We start from the raw sequence: 19,639 nt of genomic DNA, 5'->3' as shown, positions 1-19,639 counted from the left end.
ATACCTGATATTACGGATTCTGTAACTGAAAGAATTTAATTGAATGTAGGATTCAATAGAGTTTTATAAACTCCACTTAAATCTGAGTCCAATCTCCGTAAAGGTAAATCCGGCGGCCGTGGCAGAAGCAATGTTACTATGAGTCCCATAAACATTCAATAGAGTGCGCTCTGAGAATTTATAACCAAATGCGCCTTGTATTCTATAGGCTGTTTGTTTAGGGTCGTTTTCAATAAACTGATACCCAAAAGCCCCAGTAAGATTGTAAAACCATTGGTTGGGTTTCGCTACAGCTTCATCTTTAATCAGATTGATAAAGACTTCATAGGCATTAAATTTCTCCGGACTAAAGTAAATGCTAGGTAACTGATCTTTAAACGTAATATACTGATAGTTGACTCCAACTTTTACACCAGGTTTTGGTAAAATATTATAATATAAGGACGTAAATAGTAAGTTTCGGGTATTATTATCACTTTGTGAGGTATGCATTAATTGCGTATACCAACCTAAATTAAAATTGGTGCTTAGGTTATAGTTGGCATAAAAATTATTCTGAACCAACTCTCTATCGAGTAAGTCTGCATTAAAGTTTTCGACCTGGCGTTGGTAGCCAATGTCTAATGTCTGTAACTTGAAGGCTTTAATATTTAGCGCAATATTCGCTAGTATTTGATTGTAATCTCTGCTTTCTGCCGTTGCTGATGTTAATCCGGCTAAACCTTTTATAGTGATGTTTGGTAGGATTTGGTAAGCCAACCCAACCGACATATTATTAGATGTTGCATTATTGTCGGTTAATGTATTATTGGTTGTTCTATAGCTATAATTACCTAGAATATTGAGTTTTGTAGATAATGGATAACTTAACGATGTACCAAACATGTAGGCTCTATTGTCACCGTTATCAAAAGTGTGGGACGCTTTACTATCAAGCTGAGGTGAAAAGTTAACATCCATTTGCGCTATGAATTTCACAGCATCTTTTTGGTTGCTATAGAATTTCAAGGTGTTTTCAGCTGAAGTATAAGCTTCGTCATACCTGCCTAGTGCTTTAAGTACATTGGCTTTTCCGAGGTTGCCATCAAAAGAGGTGCTGTCATTAGCAAGGATCTGATTGTAATCTGCAAGACTCTCTTTAAAGTTACTCTTATATATATTTAAAGTTGCTCTTAATGCTAAGACCCAATTTTCATTTGGGTATTCAGCAACTAACGCTTCAATTTTATTTTGAGCAGCTTTAAATTTTTTATTCCATATCAAAGCTTGAACATAGCGTTCAGTGGTTTGTTGTAGTAGAGTTGACTCAGTATTTGTAGTAAGACCGTTGTAAGCCGCTGTACTCAAGTTTAGGGCTTCTTTCTCTTTTCCCTTCAAATGTGAAACTAATGCAAGTCCGTTTAAAGCCAATATTTTATGTTGTGGTTGAAGTCTGTTGTACATAACTTCTGCCTCATCAAACTTCTCCCAAATTAAATAAAGGTTAGCCAAATTCAATAATGTCTCCTTATCATCTCCAAACAATTCCAGATTCTTGATTAATAGAATTTCTGCTTTATCATAGTTTTGCGATTGTTGATTTTGATAGGCATAACCTAAGTAGATGTATTTTTTAGAAGTCATCGCATTCGGGTTGTTAGGTGAAACCTCTAATGCTTTATTTACGTAGCTTAAGGCATTTTCATATTCCTTTAAGTTAGAAAGCGTATTGGCAAAGCCTAAAAGCGCTGCAAAGTTGTTGGGATCTTCTTTTACTAATTCTTTATAATACACCTTTGCCGCCGTGAAGTTTCTATTCCATAGTAATGATTCTCCATAATTTAATTTTACTTCGAAATCATTCGGGTAATCCTTCAAAAGTTGAGTAAATAATTGTTGGGCAGCTTCAGACTTGCCATTTAATCCTATAGCGCGACCATAACAGAGACGAGCGGTTTTGTTTTTAGGATAGTCCTTTAATATGGTTGTAAAGAATTCTTCCGCTTTTGCATAGTCTCCAGTTTCTAAATAGGTAAATCCTTGTTGCATATTTTGAGCGCTTGTTTGTAATACAACAACTAAAAAACAAGTACGTATTAATGATTTCAGGGTCTTCATAACTGTGTCATTTTAACTACTTGCAAGTTACGGACAGGTAGTGCTTCATTCATCTACAGCAAACTACCATCCGTCGAAATAGAACGCTCATACATGGAAATACTGAAGATATTTACGCCAGAATTGAACGAAAAACCATTTAAAACTTATAAAATTATGGCACTTACAATTTCAGAAAACAACGGAATATTTTTAGTAGAAGGTACAATTAATGCTACAACTTCTAAAAATCTTAAAACCCACTGTAAAACCTTATTAAAGGTATGTGGACATGTAACTATCGATATTCAGCAAATTGCTTACATCGACGTGAACGGTTTATTAGCTCTACGCGAATTATATGACTATGCAAAGCAAACTAACACCGCTTTCTTTATAGTCGGTGATGGATGTAAGGAGATCTACGACGAATTTAGATACGCAGCCTAAAAAACTACTTTAAAACAATAGCATCATGCAAGCTTTAGCCCTTTTAAAATCTCGAAAAATAACTCCAGAGCAATTATTCATGTTAAGTGTATTAGTTGTAAATGGAGGCAACTACCTATACAATTTAATACTCGGGCGTATTTTGGGTCCAGAGCAGTTTGCAGATGCCGCAGTACTGATAACTTTTTTATTGGTATTGTCTTTTGTGGCCATGACCTTTCAGTTGGTAACTGCAAAGTTCTCAGTGCTTTTTGAAGAGGCTACCTTTAGCAGTTTTATAAACAAAGTTTATAAGCAAGCTTTTGTGGTAGGATTACTTTTTGGGGCATTGATCGTTGGGTTTGCATCGCAATTGCAACATATTTTTAATACATCGTCATCAAGTATGTTTGTCATATTTGGATGTGGTGTTCCGCTGTATTTTTTAATGAGCGTAAATCGCGGATCTTTTCAAGGTATAAAAGCGTACAAATCATTATCGATCACTTATCAAGGTGAAATGTTAAGCCGATTATTCATAACCCTAGCGATTATTCTAGTATTAGGAATAAAATCTTCATGGGTTATTGCCATCGGAATCCTTTTATCTTTTGTCTTCGGAATGTTTCCATTTAAGGTGAAACAATTCAAACTTGGAAAAGCGTTGCCGTTAGAAAAATCCTATAGCCAACAAATTCGTAGTTTCTTTTTGCTCACCGCATTTTATGAATTAACGCAGATCATTATTAATAACAGCGACATTCTTCTTGTGAAGCATTATTTTGAATCGTATGAAGCCGGATTATACGCATCCCTGGCACTGATAGGACGTATCGTCTATTTCATTACTTGGATGTTTGTAATGTTGCTTTTACCAGCGGTAGTAGAATTGCAAAAGGAAGGTAAAGAAACAGCTCCGGTATTGTTTAAATACGTCGGTTATATTGGTACAATAGCATTGGTAATTGTTTTAGGCTGTTTAATCTGCCCAGAACTTATAATACAGATGTTATTTGGCGATGCCTATTTAAGTATGGCACCTTTACTATGGAAATACGCCATAGCGACATCTATGTTTGCTTTGTCTAATATTTTCGCTTATTACTACTTGTCCTTAGATCAATATATCCCGGTGATCATTTCAGGTGTGTTCGGAATGCTTCAGGTGGTACTCGTTGTGTTTTATCACGATAGTTTGGAGCAAGTGGTTCACATGCAGATCGTTGCAATGGCCCTATTATTAGGGATTCAACTATTATTTTTTAAAGGACAGGCCCTAGTTAGAAAAAGCCTTAATCTAAAGTAAATTACCATTCGTCTACACTTAAAAGTAACCTATCTAAAGACGACCGTTTTTATTCGTTATTAACCCCAAATTTGTAGTGTAAATATTAAAATTATACAATCATGAAATTAGCAATTGTAACAGCATATCCACCAAGTAAAGTCACTTTAAATGAATATGCATACCATTTAGTAAAACAGTTTAGACAGAAGCAAGAAGTTACAGAATTGATCTTGTTAACAGACAGAACAGACGGCGCCAAAGATTTAGAATTTACAGAGGCCGGATGTAAAATCACTGTGAAAGAATGTTGGTCTTTCAATAGTTATAAGAACATTTTTTCTGTAACTAAAGCTATCAATAAAACACAACCAGATTCAGTTTTATTCAACCTTCAGTTTATGAAGTTTGGCGATAAAAAAGTAGCAGCAGCCTTAGGTTTAATGTTACCATTGGTTTGTAAGTTGAAAAGAATTCCGAACGTAGTTTTATTGCACAATATTTTAGAAGAAGTAGATCTTGGTAGTGCAGGATTTACGTCAAACAAATTGATGCAGAAGATCTACGGTTTCATCGGTACTACCTTAACCAAATTGATCTTACAGGCCGATTCAGTGGCGGTAACCATGCAGAAATATGTAGACATTCTTGAAGCTAAATACGGTGCTAAAAATGTGAAATTAATTCCGCATGGAACTTTTGAAATTCCGGCTGAACCCGATTATAATTTACCGAAAGGTCCACTTCAGATTATGACCTTCGGAAAATTTGGAACTTACAAAAAAGTAGAGGGCATGATCGAAGCTGTTGAGATGGTCAGAAAATCTACAGGTTTAGATTTAGAAGTAGTGATTGCAGGAACTGATAATCCAAATGTACCTGGATATTTAGAAAGTGTAAAAGATACATACAGCCATGTGCCTAATGTAAGATTTACGGGTTATGTTGAAGAAGAGGACGTACCTGTAATTTTTAACGAAAGTGCTGTGGTGGTGTTCCCTTATACATCAACGACTGGGAGCTCGGGTGTTTTACATCAGGCAGGAAGTTATGGTAAAGCTGTGGTTATGCCAGACTTGGGAGATCTAGCATTGTTAGTTCAGGATGAAGGTTATAAAGGTGAATTTTTTGAGCCAACAAGTGTTGAAAGTTTAGCCTTAGCCATAGAAGCATTAGTGACTAACGAAGCACATCGCCTAAACATTGCAATGGCAAACTACAAAGCCGCAACTGCACATCCTATGTCTGAAATTGCTCAGATGTACTTAGAAACATTCAAACAAATCATTGATAAAAAACAAGTTGTAAATCCCTTAATTAATAGTGAGACGAAGGAGGTTGTTCTGTAGTTGAAATATGCTTAAAGGAAGGTTTTTTAACGCCTTCTTCGTTTATAAATCCAAAGTGCTTTTGTGCATTTTGACGCCAAGGAAGTCTGCCCACGACTTCCTTTGGTATTTCAGAAAAGTCGTAAAGTGTCCATGACATAAAGGGTAGATCATTCTCGGAAAATATAGATTGCATGGCTTTATGATACTCCGCCTGATCTTCCTCAGAATTCCCGAAGGGATTCCAAATACCGCTGTATGAAGACATGCCATACTCTGTAATTACTACAGGTTTGTTTTTAACTTTTGATTTAAGAGACGTATAGCGTTCATTGAGATCTTCGACCTTCTCATAATAATGAAAGGATACAAAGTCGAGTTGCTCATTCAAAATTGCAGCACTTTCTGCATTAGACCAACCAATCGTAACAGGATGATCAGGATCTTGGGACTTCACTAAAGTGATCATTTTATTTAACCAAGCGGTTACGAGTTCTTTGCCACGATTTTCAAAGTCTAGATCGGGTTCATTCTTAATATCCCATCCCAGCAAGGCATTGTGCGTCTTTAAGGTATTAATAATTGTACTTGCATGCCGCTGTGTGAGTGTCCAGTCTAGAACCGAATAATCTCCGTAGAAGTCAAATAGTGTGATTAAAACCTTTAAGCCTTTGGAGTCAGCCACGTCTAAAACTTGAATTAGTTTATCTAACTTTTCTTCAGAAACGGTAGACTTTCCGAAGTCCTCATAAGGCACAAAAACTCTAATGCTGTTGAGTTGGGCGTCACTGATCACTTGAAAATCTTCAGCAATTATAGTTCTGTCAAAATTATCGCCATACATGTTCCAAGGCGTAGCCTGCGGATAGTAATTTATGCCCTTTATTTCTTCTGGGTTAAATGAAATTGTTGATGCTGAAGGAATATAGGGTTCGCTTTTAACTCTAACCAAATGTCTTATGCGCCAAAATCCGTCTTCTAAAAGCAGCGTTACTTTATAGGTTGACTTTTCGTTGACTTCAGCTACTAACTTTTCACCAGTGAAAATACGTTTAAATTCAATAACATCATGATCAGTAAGAACAGCGATTTGACCATCTTCACTAAAAAACTCGAGTGTCGGGTGATGGGCCAACGTGGTAGCTTCAATAACGGTATTGCTTTCAGAATTGATAGAAATAACGTTTCGAATATTTTCTCTTGCACTTTCGGTATAAAAATCATCAATACCAGTCATTGAGTTTGTCATGAAGGCTACATGTTTTACATACCAAGCATCTAAATAATCTTCTTCGATGGCTTTTAGGTTTTCAGTATCCATCGGGCGACCCTCGTTACGTAATGGAGACCATTGTAATTGTGGTAAATATTGATCTATTTGTTCCACTTCGGTATGAAGCATCGTACTGCGATCAGCGCCTGTATTTAGATATGAAAAAATCGCGGCAACACCATATATCACCAAGGCTATCACAAGTACATAGCTAAATAAAATAACACCACGTAATATGTTTTTATTCGAATTACTCATAGCTTGTATTTTCGAATGATTTTGTGATACCCGCAGCTTCAATTTTTAAGTCGTACTGACCTTTAGTGTAGCGGTCTTTATTCAAAATGAACTTAACATACCCGTCAACACTTTGCTCTATAATCTGATTTTCAATCGCACCATCCTTAGTAATCGTCAATACAACGCGAAGTCCATCAGGTATATACTGATCCATAAAGCTTTGTAGTGGACCGACCGTGATCATTCTGTTAGAGTCAGAGAAGGAAACTTCAAAATCTGTAACAGCTTGTTCAAATTTTATATTAATAGTTTCACTATTTGCCATTCCTTCAATATAGGCCTTAATCGCCCATTGCTCTTCATGATCGGGATGCAAAAGTTTTGCAGTTGCAATTCCATCAATGGTAGCACCCGAAGTCTCTTCAATATTACCATCACTATTGATGATAATGAATGAAACAAATGTGCCGTCACTGACTGTGTTATTGTATCGGTCTTTAATCACTGAAGTCCTAAATGTGGTGATTTGATTACCATCCGCATAGTTGTGGATTCGATCTGCCGAAATTGTAAAATTTGTAGGTATAGCAGGCACTACATTTACATCAAACTCTTTAGAATTGAGATCTAAGCTTTCAGAGTTAATGAGCATACGCCCAGTTTGCTCATAAGAAAACAAATTCTTATAGGTGAAGCCGTGTTTTGTATAGATATCATCGTCTTTGTGATCATCCAAAAATTGATGTTTCACCACCACCTTTGTGCTATCAACAAGCGGATTGTCTAACTCATCTGTAGGAATAGCTACCAACATGGTATAATCGGTTCCTCCAGCTTCGATACTCGGTGGACCTATATACGTCTCGAGCTTATTTATTTCTGATTTAGGTTGAATTAAAATTTGCCCAGAACTTAGTTTCGAAGTTGCATGCAATTCCCAGTTGATTGTGCCAGATTTATCAGTTATTGATTTGGGTATTTCAAATTTAAGGGTGTTACCAACAGTTGGTTGAATGATAACAGAACCGTAACTATTAGAGCAATACATAAAAACATCTGCGCTTCCTTCAAAATTGAAATCTAACGAAACCATGTCGCCTGCCGTATAAGTTGAAGTAGTAGAAATTAGTGTATAACTAGAATTTTTTGTGTCCTGTTTCATACTGAATCCAGATACAAGCAGTACTGCAAGAATGATCGATATGTAAATGGACTTATAAGACATTAGTTAGGATTACCAATATAGGAATTGACTTCGAGTTTTAAATATTTAAAGTTAGGATGCTCTATGGATTGCAAGGTTTCTTTTGAATGATCCGTGATTCTGTCTGAAACAATTTTATCTGAAATAGACGTATTTGGCAAACCATTGACATAGCAGTTACTCATATCGTCATTAATAGTTAGAACAGAATTAGTTTGCAATTGGTATTTGAAGGCTTGTGTTCTTTGCTGACGAATGCCATCTTTTACAAACATATGGTCAACCCACATAAGTTCTTTGTTTTCGTCATAATAGGAAACCAATAATTGTGGAATAGTGACCTCTTCGGTACCACTATTAAATAGATAACCCGAGATAGTCTCATTGTTTAAATCAGAAATTGAAACTGTTGTATTTTTGAATAGATCAGAGCCAGAAACATTACCTGCTGCTTGAAGGTTAAACTTCGTCGGCTGTTCGTCCAGTTCTATCGGTGTAAACTCGTCTGGATTAAATGTTTTTGGAATAGAATCTTTAGTCTTAGACCAGGCGATACCTTCAAAATTTATTCTGAATGCACTTACTTCCTTTGGCATTAATTTGTGCTTAACATGATATTTTGCGTTGTAGGTAGCCAACATTTTATCAGCATCATTATATAATGTACCCTTCAAAACAACATCTGCAGGAACATTATCAATATTTTGAATCTCACCAACTATCGCATAACTCTGATCGGCCTTTACCAATTTAGCACTTAGAATTTCTAAAACAGGCTGTTTAAGAACGTCTTCGTGATAGGTTTGTTCTGTAGTAATGCGTCTTCGGCCTTGATTAAAATATGCGGTTTTATTGCTGGCATAAAGCTGATCAGGAGGTAGGTCGGCCGTGATTTCTTCAGGTTGGAGATACCATTTACCATCAACCTTTACCAGTGTTCTATAGTAGATTTTGTTTATTTTTTCAAGTGGTGTGATCCAATCTGTAGTTACTTTTACGCTAGCTAGGTCTTCAGTTTCACTAATGATTTCTGTAGATATTGCATCGAGTTTCGCATAAGAACTCAGTAAGCCGTCGGTCACTGAAACTTGAAGCATATATTGCGCAATACTCATATCGCTTTCAGGATTAATAAGGCTAAAGGCCTTTTCAAATTCTTTAAAATCTAAAGCATCGTAGTAGGCCAGAATGGCATTTTTAGGTGAATGATGCGACTCATTTTTAATGTAGAATTGATAAATACCAATAAGAATAATGATTGCCATTATAACTGACCAAACATGACTTATTCTTAAAAGTCCTCTCGAAAATTTGCTATAATCATTTTTAAAATTGAAATACTCGGGCAGCGACGTAACTTTAGTTTTCAAACTACTGACCAGCACGGATTGTACATTTAGTAAAAATGCGATGAGAACCGTTAAAAAAGGCACGATTCCCCAAAGTAATTTTTGCCACCTACTGACGTCTTCTTTTGGTAAAATAGACGATAAAGGAGGAACGTTCAATTTTTCCCAAACCATGATGCCATTTTCCAATTGTCGTAAACGTTGCCAACCACAGAAATAAAGAATGGGGTCATAAAACTTATCGTTGGAGAAAATGTATTTCAAATTATATTTTTCGGGTGTCGTTAAAAATTGCTGCAGAGACCCAATACCTTCTACACCTTTAAACTTTGAATTTTCTAAACGCTCAATTGGTCTTGTGGTTAATTCTGGTAAACGCCGCGCAGAATGATAATTTCCATCAACCGATAATGCATTGGTTTGAGCAGCAAGCCAAGCCATTTGATCGCCAAAACCTAAAGTCATATAGCGCCATTGATCGTGTTGATCTTGATTTAGGAAATTGATGATTGGCAACATTTTAATTTTTTGTGGCTGAGATGGTTTGAAATATCCTAGACTCATAGTGAAAATGGTCATAAAAAGAAACAAACCCGCCAAAACTCCACCAGCAATACGATGATAAACGGCACCCAGTTTAGATTGAATAAGTGTCTTTAAATCACCCTCTGCAAATCGATAGGTGAACTCACCAAATAAGGGCAGAGACATTATAGATGCCCATAATGTAAATCGATCTAAGGTGAGAATATTAAATGCCGTTTCACCAAGAACCATTCTCGGAATTGGCGTTGTACCACCAGTTCCTAAAATAAATAGGATGGTAATTGATAGGCCAAAGAATAAATAACGCTTGCTGTAAAATCTATAGAATATATAAGGTAACAGTATCAATAAAATTCCCCAGGGAATTAGAAAGAACACCAATCCGGATGAGGTAATTTCAAGAAAATTATCTCTTGATCCATGAGGAATAGGAACTTGCGTAATTGGGTTATTCTTCGAATTTATCCAATAAGGAAGTATACAGACTATAATGATAAATAACGATGAAAACCCAAAACCTACAATGCGTTTAAGAAGTTTGAAAAAACTCGAAATGAATACTTTTATGGTAACAGCCTTCAAGGACGAAACTTGCTCCTTAGCGTGGTCCATGATTACCATTCCTATCAATGGAAATATGAAAAACACCATACCAAAAATAGGTGTTACGTGGTGTGAAGTTACTGTTACAGCTATCAAAGAAAGTGAGGTTGCGAGATAGCGCCATCTGCCTGTTTTCAACCAATTATAGATCTCGGGTAGGGCATGCATTAAAACTGAAATTCCTATGATGCTTGGGAGCTGTCCGAAAATATGTAAGGTTTCAACAAAAGATGATGAAAATACGGCTAGTATAGCGGCGTAGCCTGCTACAGTTCTGTTGGAGGTTATCAAAAGTGAAAACCTGTAAACGCCTGTTATAAAGAGGATAATACCAATTAGTGCAACGGAAAACAATCCGAATTTTAGTCCACCAATAAAAGACAGTGCTGCAATAGATTGGTGTACTAATGGCGGGTAACTCATCACTGTAAACCCTGTATACCATTTATAGTTCCAAGGTTCAAACCAGCTATTGGCATAATGGTCTGCAAAAAACAAATGAATAAGTGCATCATAGGTAGTTTCTAAGGTGAAGAAAATAGATGTACCATGAAATGCTAATCCTATTAAAAGGGCAGCGATTAAATATTTATTTGAGGCATTTTTCATTTAATTCATTGATAATGTAATCAATACCGTAAAGATATATAATTTAACTTCTGGTACTGATTTTAATCAACTACAGGAAATTACCATTCGTCTACACTAACAGTTCAGTTCATCTAAATTAAAAATTTTAGGACGCCTTCTCGAGTACTTTTGGACTGTAAATAAATTGAAAAACCAATTATTATGAAAGTTTTAGCCATAGATGACCAACAGTTAGTTTTGTTACCATTAGAAAAACGATTAACCAATTTAGGGTATACAGTTCAGATTGAAACTGATGCTAATAAAGGGTTAAACGCATTTGACACTTTTCAACCAGACTTGGTAATTGTAGATATTAATATGCCAAATATTTCTGGGTTCGATATTATAAATCATATTAGAATTACTAGGGCGTCTGAAACACCGATAATGATCTTATCTGGAAATACCTTAGATAATAATATTACCAAAGCTTTTGATTTAGGTGTTAATGATTACATGAAAAAACCATTAAGCCTGAATGAGATCTGTGCTAGGGTAAAACGATTGATAGGAGTACCACAGACAGAATCTTCAAAGGAAGACGAGGATACTATAATGATTCAAAAACGATGCGTAGGTGTTGTGATTCCATGTTATAATGAAGAGGAGCGATTACTAAGTGATGAGTTTTTAAGCTTTGTAAATCAAAATTCAGGATACCACTTATGTTTTGTCAATGACGGAAGTAAGGACAAAACACTCGAAGTATTACACAATCTCCAGAAAGGTAGAGAAGATTTTATCACAGTTTATGATTGCGAAAAAAATGGAGGTAAAGCGGAAGCTGTGAGACTTGGAATGTTACATATGGCAGAGAAAACAGATCTGGATTATATAGGCTTTTTAGATGCAGATTTGTCGACTGATCTATCAGATTTTGATGACTTGGTTAAGACGATGGAAGGGTCTAATTTTAAAATAGTAAGTGGGTCTCGTATATCAAGAATGGGTGCCAATATTACTAAGGAATCTGCTCGAAAAATCATAAGCTTAACCATCAATTTTATTATTCGAAAAATTCTTTCAATGGATTTTAAAGACACACAATGTGGTGCTAAGATTTTTCATAAAGATGTTATTGATATTGCCTTTAAAAAGAAGTTTGTGACCCAATGGATTTTTGATGTTGAAATTTTCAAACGAATGACTATTCATTTTGGCTTAAACCAAGCAAAATCTATGCTTTGTGAGCAACCTCTGAAGCGATGGATACACGCTGATGGTTCAAAATTATCCATGAAAGACTCTGTAAAAATTGTAATGCAATTAGCCCAAATTGCTTGGGTTTACAGAAAAAGAAAAGGTCAGCTAAACTTTGAACTAAATAATGAACTAGAAATCATATAATTAGATTTAGTGTCAATGAAAGTAGGTGTAATAATCATATTTCACAATAACGCTGAGGAAATCAATTCGAAGCGATTAGTCAAAATTATCAAGGCTTCAGAGCAAATTGTAATGTGCTTTGTTGATAACGAAAGTAGAGACAATACATTAGAAAAATTATCGGAGGTTAAAGAGGCTTGTTTCGATAAGGTGTCGATAGTTGAAATAAAAAAGAAAGTTTCTCAAGAGGTGGCTAAACGCGCAGGAGCTCGGTCCATGTTTAACGATTTTGATCTAAAACATATAGGGTTTTTAGATGCTAACGTACTAACAGATTATGACTATGATTTTGATAATATTCTCAGTGCATTAACTGAAAATAAAGATGGAATTATTCAATTTGATAAGGATATCAGAAGTAATCAACGTGTAAAACCAACCTTATTAAAAAGTGTTTTTTCAATTCTGGATTATTTCAAATCTCAAGATTTTTTAAATAACAATAACATACAACAGTCAACGCTTTAAGTATAAACATTAAAACTTAATAGTTAATAAGGCTAATTATTTTGTCACTTAATGGTCTTCAATCAACCTTTTAACTTCTTGGGCACAACCCCAAGAAACTGTAAATCCAGCACCTCCATGGCCGTAATTATGAATGATGCGTCCTTCTCTTTCCACACGAATTTCTGGCCGTCCAGGTCGTAAACCTACATGAACAGACTTAATTTCCACTTGTTCTAATTTGGGTTCAATACGGGTACAGCGTTCAACAATTTCTTTTGTAAGTTCAGGATTAGGTTGGGTATCTTCCTTATCCTTAATGGCAGTACCACCTAACACCAAGCAATCACCTCGGGGCACTACGTAGGCCAAACGATCATCGGACTTTTCAAACGTAAAATCTGCCACTATACAATCAACTTCAGATTGTGGTTTGGCCTTTACAATTTGTCCATGAATTGGATAAAGTGCTTTATCATTTATTAATTCTCTAGACCCTAAGCCAGTGCAATTCACTAGTAGTGCATCACTATTGTTGAACTCGTCTAGACTTTCAACCTTCCTGATCGTGACTTTTCCGTTAAGTGTTTTAAACTTATTGAGCAAAAAGTCCAAGTAAATCTGGGTTTCAGCTAAGGGCACGTTCATTTTATAACCAATCGGAAAGTCGTCTGGAAGTTCTTCTGCGCTAGCCTTTCGTATTTCATTTTCTGGAAGCGCATCGATCCACCAAGCATCTTCTTCGCGCTTAACCAAAACAGTTAAAGTGGTCATGGAAACCCCTGAATTTGCAATACGACTCAGTTTTAAAAATTCAATATAAGAAGCTTTACTCCAAATATTCGCCAAAGCTTTTGGTTTAACTTCATAAGGAAACCAAATTGCAGCAGCCACTGCTGAGGTTGTATGTTCAGGCAGTTGATCCGTAATGATCTCAACATCATAGTTGTTTTCCGACAAGATAATTCCGACGGAAAGTCCGGAAACACCACAGCCAATTATTTTGATTTTTGATTTCACATGAAGGCTTTTAATTACGAAACGACATAGTTTTCTGCAATAGGATTTTTAAAGTTAATAAAATTAGATAATGCATTTTTAAACGTTCTTGATAGCATTATGAAATTGTTTTACTAACAATTACTCAACCTCTTTTTTGAACATTGACTATTCGGTCTGCACTGCCTTAATTACGGCATCGAATGGGTCTAAAACCCGTAAATCTCGAAAATTTCAAATGGCTTTTTTTCCTTTCTAAGGCTAATTTTTCCTCTTGAGTCAACTTCTTTTTTTGATACAACAGCTACCCTCTAATATTGCTTTTGAATTTGAAACACAACGGCTCATGTAATTCCCTAGAGCTAATCAATATCAGATTCAATGAATCTAAATCTAATCAAAAATTGATCTTATGAAAATTAGAAAATTAGTATCCGTTTTCTTCGTGTTAAGTCTGCTAGCTTGTAGCTACGACAGTGAAGATGATTTAATAGACATTTCATCTGATGATACCGGTATCATTTCAGATGATCCCAATGACGATCCAGACCCAGATGGTGAGGTCACCTACAACGATGATATTGCCCCGATTATGCAAAGCAGTTGTGTGAGTTGCCATGGGAGCCCGCCAGTTAATGGAGCGCCTTTTGCTTTAGTTAATTACAATCAGGTAAGTCAAAGAGCTGAAGGTGTTTTAAACAGAATGAGCCTTCAAAATGGCGCACCCGGTGCAATGCCACCTTCAGGGCGATTACCACAAGCGACAATCGATTTGATCGCTGAGTGGATCGATAACGGAAAACCACAGAACTAAATCAATTAATTCAAATACAATAAAAATGAAAAAGGTAAATAGCACACTATTTGTCTTGTTGATCTTACTTTCTTTCAATGTTGGTCATACAGTGCTAGCACAAGGGAAGTACATCGATAAGACCGGAAAAATTGCTTTTGAAGCTTCAGAAGAACTTTTTGAACCTGTAAAGGCGAAGAACGAATCGGTTACAGTCATTCTGAATACTGAGACAGCCGAGATTGCATCTTTAGCTTTAATGAAGAGCTTTAGATTCAAAAATTCCTTAATGGAAGAACACTTTAACGAAAATTACATCGAGTCTGAAACTTACCCAAAAGCGACCTTCAAAGGGAAGTTATTAGACTTTGATCTTTCTGAATTAACTACCGAAGAACAAGACATTGAAGTGGATGGGAAAATTGAATTGCGTGGAAAAGAAAAACAAATTAACACAACACTGAAGATGAAAATATCTGATGATGACGCCATTGTCATTAAAGGAGCCTTTTTTGTCAAACCCGAAGATTTTGATATCGAAATACCAAGTGTGGTAAGAAATAAGATCGCAAAGGAGATTATTGTAAGTCTAGATTTTAAACTCACTAAGCGATGAAAAGGAAAAAGCTAATTATTCTCGCAATCCTTATCGTTGCGCTTATTTCAGCTGCATTTGTATACAATTATGTTTTTAATGGTGAACACAGAAATATTGCCGAAGAGGAAGTAAGCATACAAATTGCTGCCGAGGAAATATTCGCAGAATTTCAGGCTGATGAAACTATTGCAACCTCTAAATATCTAGATAAGGTAGTGGCGATCACTGGAGAAATATCGCTTGTTGAAACTTCCGCACTGAGTTTGAATGATATCATTCAGGTAAGCTTTATTGAAGGTACCATGCCAGATGTAAAACTAAAAAACACCGTTACAGTGAAAGGCCGTTGTGTGGGCTACGATGAGCTCCTCGAGATGGTTAAAATCGATCAAGCCTCAGTAATAACTAACATCAATTAATATGAAAACTTTATTCTTTATCCTTCTAATTTTTCCTGTGGTCGTTTTTGGTCAGGACGACTTGCTGTCAGAAATTGATGTCGATCCTCAGGAAGATTATAAAAGTGCAGCATTCAAAGGACTTAAAATAGTCAATTTTGAATCGACTAAAATGGTATCTAAAAAGGAACTTTATTTTGTGGTTTCGCACAGATTTGGATCTCTAGAAACAGGGATTCAGGACTTCTTTGGATTGGACCAAGCGGTAACACGGCTCAATGTTATTTATGGTATTTCTGACGGCATCAATATTGGTGTTTCTAGGAGTTCATTTCGAAAAATGTATGAATCATCACTAAAACTCAGGCTTGTTCGTGAGCGTAGAGGCGGCTTTCCATTTACTATTGTAAGCTCTAGTAACATTTTAATCAATACCTCTTTGGATGAACAGATTTTACCAGGGCTTGAATTCAAGAATCGACTGGGTTACACAACTCAGTTATTGATTTCAAAGAAATTTAATGAGAATCTTTCACTACAACTTATGCCTACGTTTTTTCACGATAACTATGTGGATTTCGACTCACAGCACAATTCGCAATATGTAATTGGTTTTGGCGGTCGACACAAATTAACGAAGCGTTGGTCTATAAATTTCGACTATGGATTGCATCTTAACCGAGCGGATAATTCGCCATTTAACAATCCGCTTTCAATAGGATTTGACCTTGAAACAGGTGGGCATGTATTTCAATTACATTTTACGAATGCACAACCCATGAATACTAACGGATTTCTTGGTCAGGCTACAGGTGATTGGAGTGACGGTAATATTTTCTTTGGATTTAATTTGTCGAGAGTTTTTTAATATGGAACAGTATCGAGTAGCTGCACCTGTTTCAATGGCTAGAATAGAAATTGAACGAAGTTTTTGTGAAACGTGTTCAAAAGTAATAAGGCAAGAATTAGAAAGCTTAGATGGTATTAAAAACCTAAGGTTGTATCCTAGAGATCTCATGATCACCTTTAATTTTTATAAGGCACAGGATCTTTCAACATTACTCAATAAACTTTCGTTTTTAGGTTATCCCGAGCGAGGCGAAGCGTTGTATGATTATAATGACATAGGGATTTGCAAATGCTAGTTTGGGATTAGTTTTGAGGTTGGGGATAGGCGATACGCGTAATGTGTATCGTCTATTTTTCTGTTTGTTTTTGAATCCAATCCATAAGCTCAACTTTATTAATGCCGTTCCATGTAGACTGTGCTGTTTTCGCTTTTGAAGGTTTGTCTTCAGGCTGTATAACGATCAGTTCTGTATTGTCATTTCCTCTCAGATTTAATTCGGCAATAAACCCAACCATATCCGGTGCATTATTATCATAAAGCGTTCTGTAGTAAGTTTTAAGTCGGTAATTAATGGCTGGTTCTACATAAGCTCTTACAGCGAAGTTCTTAAAATGATCAATATTGTCGTTAATGGCATCAAAATAACTGTATGATGAGAAATCATGATAGCGCTCAGGTGCGGTTTCTGGTGTTCCGTCTAAATAGGTTTCCAACATGTAATTCATAAACTTAGGTTCCCATAAGTCTATCCGGTTTAGTTTAATATCGCGCTGGTGTTGATACCATTTTCTTGTCCAGTCCATCGTAAAATTACAGGGCACAATACCTTTGATATTTAATTGAAAATCGAAATCCCCTTCATTCACGTATTTAATATATCGAAGTGCTCTATGACCCACTAAACTCGGACCAAGAAAGAAAATATTCTCATTTGGTAACGCGTGGGTTTTAAAGGCACTTTTAATGGTTTGATGCACCGACTGCATGGAGGCCTCAGTAAAGAAAAAATCGAGTGGTATTTCCGTGGAAACAGATAGCACAGCAAAGTCTTTATCAGAAGCCAGTTCATAGAGTAGCTTGGCGTTTCTATTCTTTTTGTCAATCCCTGAATCTTCAAGGAAAATCAGAACGCCTTTAGCGGTATTACTTTCAGGAAGCATTAGCGTATAACCACTTTGTATGTATGGTAAAAAGTCTTTATCTCCAGGGCCAATTCTTAAACTGTCGTTTTTAATTGGTTGGTAGTCTTCGACTATGGTTTGTGAATAAACCGACTGAGCAAATAGGCTTATAACAAAAAAAAGTAAAATCTTAAATGATGATGTCATGATGGTTTGTTAGAAGGTGTCAAAAAGTTCGCTGCGTGATTATTCATATTCCGGGATATTCAAACCTAAAATTAGATCTCTATTTGCTGTATAAATGCCGTCCCTCATTTCAAGTTTTATAATCCCCGATCCGCCTCGATCTTTTTGAGAAGACTTTTCACTTTCTGTGAGCAAAGGATCACTTTCAAACAAATAACTATCCAGATAATAAGGTATTGTATGAGGTTCTTTTACATAAATGTGGATGTGTTGAGGCTCTGAAGTTCCTGGGTAGGAGGCAGGTCTAAAGGTATAAAATGTAAATTTACCATCCTTACCAGTTTTTAACCAAGCGCGGTACTGACCGTGCCGTTTTTCCCAGCCAACGGGGTCGTCACTTGGTTGGTATAGTCCGTTACGATCTACATGATATATGTATAAAATGGTATTTTCAGCAGGGGTGCTACCATCCCTTTTATATACCGTTCCGGATATTTTAATTTTAGGTTCATGCTCATTAAACCTTGGTAAAGTATCAACGGCTAGCGGCTGAATGTTTAACTTCTGATAATCCATTAATGCCACACAATCTTCGCAAGGCCCTCCAACTTTGCGTTCTTCTTCATTGGTAACTTGCCCTTTACACGATAAGGTAAACACCACAATGATTAGTACTAGAAAGTGCTTCATAATTTAACGTTCTACGTTCTTTGTTTCCACTTGGCTAGAATATCTTTTTCTCTTCGCATCAACGACCTTTCATTAGTGAGAATATTATCGCGTCTTTCTTGCGAAACTGCTTCAGAGTACCACCATTTTTTAGTGGCTTGAACAGTTTCAGAGAGCGACCTGAAGGTAAGCCCTGCAGCTATCGCTTTGCTGTTATCACTTTTAGACATACCAGCGTACTGCGGTAATTGAATGACCCAAGGTTGAATTCCAATTAAACCATTTTCCTCTAAAAATTTATTGTCGTCAATTTGAATATAATTTACAGCAGAAGTATAATTGGCATGAATACCATGCACGAAGGCATTGGTCGTCATATCAAATCCAGGACCAGATCCGTTATAAATTCCAGCCGCTTTAGTTTCGCATAGACGAATCATCCATTCGGCCAAATCTCTTACATCGATATACTGCACTACCTCAGTGCGACTTCCCGGAATTATAATATCGCCGCCTTTTTCTAATCGTGCTAACCAATAAGGAAAACGGTCTGTTCTGTCACCCGGACCAACAATTAAAGTGGGTCTCACAATTATTGATCTATCTGCTCCAAAGCTTTTGATAGTGGCGGTTTCTGAAGTTGCTTTCATGACACCGTAAGCATATGTGCCTCTTTCACCTTCGTCAATATCATCAGGAATTTCCGTCACCAAGCTGCGTTTTTCTGAGAAATCTTCACCTGTAAAAGGGTAATAAACGCTAATCGAGGAGGTGTACATATAATAACCAACATTATCAACTAATAATTTGGCGGTATCTTCCGTCCATTTAGTTTTACGCCCCGAATTATCAATAACTACATCCCATTTTCGATTCTTTAGGGCTTCAAGGTTATTCTCTCTATCGCCAATAAGTTGTTCTACTTTTGAAAAAAGATCAGCATGAATCTTAGGTACAGTCTTACCTCGTGTAAAAGTCGTTACCTCGTGACCTCTGTTCAATGCATATGAAATTTGATGCGGACCTAAAAAACTGGTACCTCCCAAAATCAGAATTTTTAATTTTTTGTCCTGCTGAATTAATCCACTTGATGCCTCTAAACTGAAGGGGTCTATTAATGAGGTAAGTCCCAATGCCATACTGTTTTTCAAAAATTTCCGTCTACTTTTTCTCATGTCTCTGCGATTTTAAATTAGACTTCATACCGACTCTAAGTTACTATTTTA

The 19,639-nt window shown here is 36.3% G+C and carries 18 protein-coding genes; 10 read left to right on the top strand and 8 right to left on the bottom strand.

Translation table 11 applies throughout. The features are described from left to right. Window positions 1-63: 63 nt before the first annotated feature. Window positions 64-2,097, bottom strand: a complete 2,034-nt coding sequence (locus tag DDY94_RS12585; RefSeq protein WP_111684496.1) for a tetratricopeptide repeat protein — start codon at window positions 2,095-2,097, stop codon at window positions 64-66. 93 nt (window positions 2,098-2,190) lie between these two features. Here DDY94_RS12585 and DDY94_RS12580 point away from each other — a divergent pair, with 93 nt between their 5' ends. The 3 genes from DDY94_RS12580 to DDY94_RS12570 all read left to right on the top strand — a co-directional run bounded on the left by DDY94_RS12580 (window position 2,191) and on the right by DDY94_RS12570 (window position 5,139). Then, window positions 2,191-2,526 carry an STAS domain-containing protein gene (locus DDY94_RS12580; RefSeq protein WP_111684495.1) on the top strand — a complete coding sequence of 112 codons (336 nt, stop codon included), beginning with the start codon at window positions 2,191-2,193 and terminating at the stop codon, window positions 2,524-2,526. A gap of 25 nt (window positions 2,527-2,551) precedes the next feature. Then, on the top strand, window positions 2,552-3,811 hold the full coding sequence (locus DDY94_RS12575; protein WP_111684493.1) for an oligosaccharide flippase family protein: 1,260 nt from the start codon (window positions 2,552-2,554) through the stop codon (window positions 3,809-3,811). A 101-nt stretch (window positions 3,812-3,912) separates the two neighbouring features. Next, on the top strand, window positions 3,913-5,139 hold the full coding sequence (locus DDY94_RS12570; protein WP_111684491.1) for a glycosyltransferase: 1,227 nt from the start codon (window positions 3,913-3,915) through the stop codon (window positions 5,137-5,139). On the opposite strand, the gene DDY94_RS12565 is transcribed toward DDY94_RS12570, so the two are convergent. The 3 genes from DDY94_RS12565 to DDY94_RS12555 are packed head-to-tail and all read right to left on the bottom strand — an operon-like array spanning window position 5,108 to window position 10,942. After that, window positions 5,108-6,649, bottom strand: coding sequence for a cellulase family glycosylhydrolase (locus tag DDY94_RS12565; RefSeq protein WP_111684489.1), 1,542 nt, complete (start codon window positions 6,647-6,649; stop codon window positions 5,108-5,110). The genes DDY94_RS12570 and DDY94_RS12565 overlap by 32 nt on opposite strands. Then, on the bottom strand, window positions 6,642-7,856 hold the full coding sequence (locus tag DDY94_RS12560; RefSeq protein WP_111684487.1) for a hypothetical protein: 1,215 nt from the start codon (window positions 7,854-7,856) through the stop codon (window positions 6,642-6,644). The genes DDY94_RS12565 and DDY94_RS12560 overlap by 8 nt, the downstream gene beginning before the upstream one ends. After that, window positions 7,856-10,942 carry a hypothetical protein gene (locus DDY94_RS12555; protein ID WP_111684485.1) on the bottom strand — a complete coding sequence of 1,029 codons (3,087 nt, stop codon included), beginning with the start codon at window positions 10,940-10,942 and terminating at the stop codon, window positions 7,856-7,858. The genes DDY94_RS12560 and DDY94_RS12555 overlap by 1 nt, the downstream gene beginning before the upstream one ends. 183 nt (window positions 10,943-11,125) lie before the next feature. Between DDY94_RS12555 and DDY94_RS12550 the strand changes: the two genes are divergently transcribed. After that, the gene (locus tag DDY94_RS12550; protein ID WP_111684483.1) at window positions 11,126-12,313 is read left to right on the top strand and encodes a response regulator; all 1,188 of its coding nucleotides are present in this window, start codon (window positions 11,126-11,128) and stop codon (window positions 12,311-12,313) included. Window positions 12,314-12,328: 15 nt separating this feature from the next. Continuing rightward, the gene (locus DDY94_RS12545) at window positions 12,329-12,820 is read left to right on the top strand and encodes a glycosyltransferase (RefSeq protein WP_111684481.1); all 492 of its coding nucleotides are present in this window, start codon (window positions 12,329-12,331) and stop codon (window positions 12,818-12,820) included. Window positions 12,821-12,868: 48 nt separating this feature from the next. On the opposite strand, the gene DDY94_RS12540 is transcribed toward DDY94_RS12545, so the two are convergent. Continuing rightward, window positions 12,869-13,819, bottom strand: a complete 951-nt coding sequence (locus DDY94_RS12540; protein WP_157957319.1) for an FAD-dependent oxidoreductase — start codon at window positions 13,817-13,819, stop codon at window positions 12,869-12,871. A gap of 391 nt (window positions 13,820-14,210) precedes the next feature. Between DDY94_RS12540 and DDY94_RS12535 the strand changes: the two genes are divergently transcribed. Genes DDY94_RS12535 through DDY94_RS12515 form a run of 5 tightly spaced genes read left to right on the top strand, consistent with a single transcriptional unit; the run spans window position 14,211 to window position 16,732 of the window. After that, window positions 14,211-14,612: a c-type cytochrome gene (locus DDY94_RS12535; protein ID WP_111684477.1), complete on the top strand. Its 402-nt coding sequence runs from the start codon at window positions 14,211-14,213 to the stop codon at window positions 14,610-14,612. 25 nt (window positions 14,613-14,637) lie between these two features. After that, on the top strand, window positions 14,638-15,207 hold the full coding sequence (locus tag DDY94_RS12530) for a YceI family protein (protein WP_111684475.1): 570 nt from the start codon (window positions 14,638-14,640) through the stop codon (window positions 15,205-15,207). Beyond that, the gene (locus DDY94_RS12525) at window positions 15,204-15,608 is read left to right on the top strand and encodes an OB-fold protein (RefSeq protein WP_111684472.1); all 405 of its coding nucleotides are present in this window, start codon (window positions 15,204-15,206) and stop codon (window positions 15,606-15,608) included. Before DDY94_RS12530 ends, DDY94_RS12525 begins: the two co-directional genes overlap by 4 nt. 1 nt (window position 15,609) lies before the next feature. Continuing rightward, window positions 15,610-16,455, top strand: a complete 846-nt coding sequence (locus tag DDY94_RS12520) for a DUF5777 family beta-barrel protein (RefSeq protein WP_111684471.1) — start codon at window positions 15,610-15,612, stop codon at window positions 16,453-16,455. 1 nt (window position 16,456) lies between these two features. Further along, complete coding sequence (locus DDY94_RS12515; protein WP_111684469.1) at window positions 16,457-16,732, top strand: hypothetical protein; 276 nt, start codon at window positions 16,457-16,459, stop codon at window positions 16,730-16,732. A gap of 52 nt (window positions 16,733-16,784) precedes the next feature. Here the strand turns inward: DDY94_RS12515 and DDY94_RS12510 are convergent, their stop codons facing one another. The 3 genes from DDY94_RS12510 to DDY94_RS12500 are packed head-to-tail and all read right to left on the bottom strand — an operon-like array spanning window position 16,785 to window position 19,588. Beyond that, window positions 16,785-17,765 (bottom strand): hypothetical protein, encoded by a 981-nt coding sequence (locus tag DDY94_RS12510; protein ID WP_111684467.1) that lies wholly within the window; start codon window positions 17,763-17,765, stop codon window positions 16,785-16,787. Between the two features lie 39 nt (window positions 17,766-17,804). Then, window positions 17,805-18,434: a peptidase associated/transthyretin-like domain-containing protein gene (locus tag DDY94_RS12505; RefSeq protein WP_111684465.1), complete on the bottom strand. Its 630-nt coding sequence runs from the start codon at window positions 18,432-18,434 to the stop codon at window positions 17,805-17,807. A gap of 11 nt (window positions 18,435-18,445) precedes the next feature. Continuing rightward, window positions 18,446-19,588, bottom strand: coding sequence for an NAD-dependent epimerase/dehydratase family protein (locus DDY94_RS12500; protein ID WP_111684463.1), 1,143 nt, complete (start codon window positions 19,586-19,588; stop codon window positions 18,446-18,448). Window positions 19,589-19,639 lie beyond the last annotated feature (51 nt).

It is taken from the genome of Winogradskyella tangerina (assembly GCF_003260205.1).
Lineage (GTDB): Bacteria > Bacteroidota > Bacteroidia > Flavobacteriales > Flavobacteriaceae > Winogradskyella > Winogradskyella tangerina.
This window is presented reverse-complemented; position numbering and strand designations above follow the sequence as displayed.